The 6,112-nt window shown below is 70.6% G+C and carries 1 protein-coding gene and 1 pseudogene; both read left to right on the top strand.

The window, feature by feature from the left end:
* Positions 1-15: 15 nt before the first annotated feature.
* Positions 16-489, top strand: a pseudogene (locus tag ACWCXC_RS37255) (hypothetical protein); the annotation flags it as partial.
* A gap of 174 nt (positions 490-663) precedes the next feature.
* A partial coding sequence (locus ACWCXC_RS37250; RefSeq protein WP_450891797.1) for an amino acid adenylation domain-containing protein occupies positions 664-6,112 on the top strand: 5,449 nt, incomplete at its 3' end.

Here is a 6,112-nt window from a genome sequence, read left to right as displayed (position 1 = left end):
CCGTTCGGTGGTCCGGTGGCCAATGCGCGGGTGTATGTGCTGGATGAGTTCTTGCGGCCTGTGGCTCCGGGTGTGGCGGGTGAGTTGTATGTGGGTGGTGTTCAGCTTGCGCGGGGTTATGTGGGTCGTGCGGGGTTGACGGCTGAGCGGTTTGTGGCTGATCCGTTTGGTGGGGGTGGTGGCCGGTTGTATCGCACGGGTGATGTGGTGCGGTGGACCGGTGGGGGTGAGCTGGTTTTCGTGGGGCGTGCTGATGATCAGGTGAAGGTGCGGGGTTTCCGTATCGAGCCTGGTGAGGTGCGTGCGGTGGTGGCGGGGTGCGGGGGTGTGGCGCAGGCCGCGGTGGTGGTCCGTGAGGACGGGGCGGGTGGTCCTGGGCTGGTTGCTTATGTGGTCGCCGAGAACGCCGAGAACGCCGATGGTGATGGTGGTGGTGGTGCCGGGCTGGGGGTCCGGGTGCGGGGGTTTGTGTCGGAGCGTTTGCCGTCGTACATGGTTCCGTCGGCTGTTGTCGTTCTTGACGCGTTGCCGTTGACGGTGAACGGCAAGCTGGATGTGAGGGCGTTGCCGGCGCCGGAGTATGCGGGTGGGGGGCGTGGTCCCGCGACGGAGCGGGAGGAGTTGCTGTGTGGTGTTTTCGGGCAGGTCCTGGGCCTTCCCGAGGTGGGTGTCGATGACGACTTCTTCGCTCTCGGCGGCCACTCCCTCCTCGCCGTCCGCCTCGTCGAACGGCTCCGCGAACGCGGCCTGTCCGTCTCCGTACGCGCACTCTTCGAGACCCCGACCCCGGCCGGCCTCGCCCTCGCCACGAGCACGGCCCACAACGCCGTCCCCGAGAACCTCATCCCGGCCGACGCCACCGAGATCACGCCGGAGATGCTGCCGCTCGTCGACCTGACGACCGACGAACTGGCCCGGATCGTCACCTCCGTCGACGGCGGCGCCGCCAACATCGCGGACATCTACCCGCTCGCCCCCCTCCAGGAGGGCCTGCTCTTCCACCACCTCCTCAACGAGGGCGGCGACGACGCGTACGCGCTCCCGACCGTCATCGAGTTCGACTCCACCGAGCGCTTCGACAGCTTCCTGTCCGCGCTCCAGGCCGTCGTCGACCGCCACGACATCCTGCGTACGGCGATCATGTGGGAAGGTCTGCGCGAACCCGTCCAGGTCGTCCAACGCCATGCCGCCCTGCCCGTCACCCACGTGACCCTCGACGCGGACACCGACGACCCCGTCGCCGCACTGGTCACGGCCGGCGGCACCACGATGGACCTGAGCCGCGCCCCCCTCATCACCCTGCACGTCGCACCGACGGCGGACGGCAAGCGCCTGGCCCTGCTGCGCATGCACCACATGGTGCAGGACCACACCGCGAAGGAGGTCCTCCTCGATGAGGTCCAGGCATTCCTCACCGGCCGCGGCCAGGACCTCCCCGAGCCGCTGCCCTTCCGCAACTTCGTCGCCCAGGCTCGTACCGGCATCGAAGAGTCCGCACACGAGCAGTACTTCGCCGACCTGCTCGGCGACGTCACCGAGCCCACCGCCGCCTACGGACTGGTCGACATCCGCGGCGACGGCACCGGCATCACCCGAGGAGAGCGGGAGTTCCAGCCCGCCCTCACCACCCGCCTCCGCGACATCGCGCGACGCCTCGGCGTCAGCCCCGCCGCCGTCCTGCACGTGGCATGGGCACGCGTCCTCGCCGCGCTCAGCGGCCGCGAGGACGTCGTCTTCGGCACGGTGCTCTCCGGCCGCATGAACGCGGGCACCGGCTCCGACCGCGTCCCCGGCCCCTTCATGAACACCCTTCCCGTCCGGGTACGCACCGGGGAACTCGGCGCGCTCGAGTCCGTCAAGGCCATGCGCGGCCAACTCGCCCGCCTCATGGAGCACGAGCACGCCCCCCTGGCCGTGGCCCAGCGGGCCGGCGGACTGCCGGCCGACACCCCGGTCTTCACTTCCTTCTTCAACTACCGCCACGACACGGGCCGCAAGGCCGACGACGAGCGCACGGCCGTCATCACCGGCATCCGCACCGTCTGGACCCACGACCGCACCAACTACCCGCTGTCCGTGGCCGTCAACGACAACGGCGAGACCCTCACCCTCGTCGTCGACGCCATCGCCCCCATCGCCCCCCACTCCGTGACGGAGCTCGTGCACAGGACCGCCGAGCACCTGGTCTCCGCCATGGAGACCGCACTCTCCGACGGCACCGACCTGCCCCTCGCCTCCCTCGATGTCCTCGGTTCGGATGAGCGTCGTCGGGTGTTGGTGGAGTGGAACGACACGGAGTCGGATGCCGGTTCTGTGTCGGTGCCGGAGCTGTTCGCGCGGCGGGTGGCGCGTACTCCTGATGCGGTGGCTGTGGTCGCGGGCGGGGTGGAGGTGTCGTTCGCGGAGCTGGATGCCCGGGTGGACCGGCTGGCGGCGTTCCTGGCGGGTCAGGGCATCGGTGCGGAGTCGGTGGTGGGGGTGTGTCTGCCGCGTGGGGTTGACGCGGTGGTCGCGTTCCTGGCGTCGTGGCGTGCCGGTGCGGCGTATCTGCCGATCGATCCGGACTATCCGGCGGAGCGGATCGGTTTCGTGCTGGCCGACAGTGACGCGGTTCTGACGCTGACGACGGAGGAGATCCTGGATGATCTCCCGGCGGGCCGGAACCGTTTCGTGGCCCTGGACAGCCCGCTCATGCGCATGCAGCTCGCGGCAGTCTCGGCAGAGACACCCCGAGTACCGGTGCTGCCCGACTCGGTCGCGTATGTGATGTACACGTCGGGTTCGACGGGTCGTCCGAAGGGTGTCGCGGTGACCCACGGGGGCCTGGCGAACTATGTGGCCTGGGCTGTCGACGCGTACGGCATGAGCGACACCGACACCGACACCGACACCGACACCGACACCGATACCGACACCGATGGCGGTGGCGGTGGTGCGCCGCTGCATTCGTCTTTGGCGTTCGATCTGACGGTGACCAGTGTTCTGGTGCCTCTGGTCGCGGGTTCGGCGGTCGTGGCCGACGGGCGGGGCGGTGCCGAGGGCCTCGCGGATCTGGTGCGAGCGTCGGGGACGTTCGGTCTGGTCAAGGCGGTCCCGGCCCACCTTCCTCTGCTCGCGGAGATGCTCACCACGGAGCAGGTGGCTAAGGCGTCCCGCAGGTGGGTGGTGGGTGGTGAGGCCCTGTCGGGGGCGGTGGTCCGTGACTGGCTGGCCCGGTCCCCGCGGTCGGTGATCGTGAACGAGTACGGGCCGACGGAGACGGTCGTCGGCTGCTGCGTGTATGAGGTGTCGGCCGGCCGGGATGTCGGGGACGTGGTGCCGATCGGGCGTCCGATCGCGAACACCCGCCTGTATGTCCTGGACCGGCGCATGCGCCCGGTCGCTCCGGGTGTGGCCGGTGAGCTGTACATCGCGGGTGCGCAACTGGCCCGGGGATACGTGAGGCGTCCCGGCCTGACGGCCGAGCGGTTTGTCGCCAACCCGTACGAGAGCGGGCAGCGGTTGTATCGGACGGGTGATGTGGCCCGCTGGACCAGGGACGGTGTGCTGGAGTATCTGGGCCGTGCGGACGAGCAGGTCAAGGTGCGTGGTTTCCGTATCGAGCCGGGCGAGGTCGAAGCCGCCGTCGCCGCACACCGCGACGTGGCCCGGACAGCGGTCGTCGCCCGGGAGGACACGCCGGGAGACACCCGCCTCGTCGCCTACATCGTCCCCACCGACCCCGACGAGACCGACGCCGGACTCGCCGCTTCCGTGACCGAGTTCGTCCGAGGACGCCTGCCCGAGTACATGGTTCCGTCGGCGGTCGTCGTCCTGGACGCGCTCCCGCTGACCGCCAACGGCAAACTCGACCGCACGAACCTCCCCGCCCCGGACAACGCCCACACCGGAGGCTCGGGCCGGGGCCCCGAGAGCCATGAGGAAGAGGTCCTCTGCGAGGCATTCGCCCAGGTCCTCGGCCTCGACCACGTCGGAGTCGACGAGAGCTTCTTCACCCTCGGCGGTCACTCCCTGCTCGCCGTCCGCCTCGTCAGCCGGGTCCGTGCCGCGCTCGGCGTCGAACTGGACCTGGCGACGCTCTTCGACGTGCCGACGGTCGCCGGCCTCGCGGCCCGGCTTGGCCTGGCCGGCACCGCACGCACCGGACTCGCCCCCATGCCGCGTCCCGAGCGCACCCCGCTGTCGTACGCCCAGCAACGCCTCTGGTTCATCGGCCAGTTGGAGGGGTCGAACACCGGCTACAACGTCCCCGTCGCGCTCCGTCTGGCTGGGGACGTGGACCACACGGCGCTGGCCGCTGCCCTGCGGGACGTCCTGGAGCGGCACGAGGTCCTGCGTACCGTGTTCCCCGTCACCGACGGCGAGCCGTACCAGCGGGTCATCCCCATGGAGGAGCTGAGCTGGCAGCTGCCGCTCGTCGAGGTCGCCGCCGGCGACCTGCCCGACGCGGTCGTCGCCGCAGGTGAGTACGCCTTCGACCTCTCCGCCGAAATACCCTTCCGTGCCTGGCTGTTCTCGGCCGGCCATGACGACCGGGTGCTCGTCGTGGTGATGCACCACATCGCCAGCGACGGCTGGTCCAAGCGCCCGCTGGCCCGCGACCTGTCGGCCGCCTACGCGGCGCGTCGCGAGGGCCGCACCCCCGAGTGGGAGCCGCTGCCGGTGCAGTACGCGGACTACGCGCTGTGGCAGCGCGAACTCCTCGGCGACTCGGCGGACCCCGACAGCGTCGGATCCCGCCAGGTCGCCTACTGGCGCGAGGCACTGGCAGGTGCCCCGGAGGAGCTGACGCTCCCCGCCGACCACCACCGCCCCGCCGTCTCCACCAACCGGGGCCACCGCATTCCGGTGACCGTCCCGGCCGACGTCCACGCACAGCTGCGGGACCTGGCACAGGCCGAGGGCGTCACCACCTTCATGGTGCTCCAGGCCGCCAGCGCCGTACTCCTCGCGAAGCTCGGCGCGGGCACCGACATTCCGATCGGATCGGCCCACGCCGGCCGCAACGACGAAGCACTCGACGACCTGGTCGGGTTCTTCGTCAACACGCTCGTCCTGCGGACGGACCTGTCGGGTGATCCGACCTTCCGTGAGGTCCTGAACCGGGTGCGTGAGACGAGTCTCGCGGCGATGGCGAACCAGGACGTGCCGTTCGAGAAGCTCGTCGAGGAGCTGGCTCCGGCCCGCTCCCTCGCTCGCCATCCCCTCTTCCAGGTCATGCTCTCCCTGGAGAACAACGCAGAGGCGGTCCTCGACCTGCCCGGCCCGCAGCTCCCGCCGGCCGCCGCACGACCGGCCGGCCCCGTCGAGACCGCGGCCAAGTTCGACCTGGCCTTCCAGATCTCCGAGACCGCCGGCACCGACGGAACCCCCGGTGAACTGCACGGCAGCATGGTGGCCGCCGCCGACCTGTTCGAGCAGGACTCGGCCGGCCGCATCGCCGAACGCTGGACGCGTGTCCTCGCGGCACTGGTCGCGGAGCCCGCCACCCGTCTCAGCGCCGTCGACGTGCTCACCGAGGCCGAGCGCGACCTGCTCCTGAACGACCGGAACGACACCGCCACGACCGTCGCCCCCGCCACCGTGCCGGAGCTCTTCGCGGCCCACGCCGCGAGCACCCCGGACGAGGTCGCGGTCATCGCAGGCGGCACCCAGCTCACGTACGGCGAGCTCGACGCCCGAGCCAACCGCCTCGCGCACGTCCTGATCCAGCGGGGCATCGGCGCCGAATCCGTCGTCGGCCTCAGCTTCGGCCGCGACGAGCAGATGATCGTCGCCGTCCTGGCCGTCTGGAAGGCCGGAGCCGCCTACCTGCCCATCGACCCCGAGCACCCCGCCGACCGCAGGGCCTACCTGATCGCCGACAGCGGCACCACCCTCGTGCTCACCACCGAGGACGCCCTGCCCGGTCTTCCCACGGACCGCGCGCCGGTCGCCGTCGTGGACGGCCCCGAACTGCGCGCCGCACTCGCCTCCGCACCGGACACGGCCCCCGAGACCACCTACACGGACACCGGCCTCGCCTACGTGATTTATACGTCGGGTTCGTCGGGTCGTCCGAAGGGTGTGGGGGTGGGGCATGGGGCGTTGGCGAATGTGGTGTCGGTGTTCG

This window comes from Streptomyces sp. NPDC001515 (genome assembly GCF_053597115.1).
This window is presented reverse-complemented; position numbering and strand designations above follow the sequence as displayed.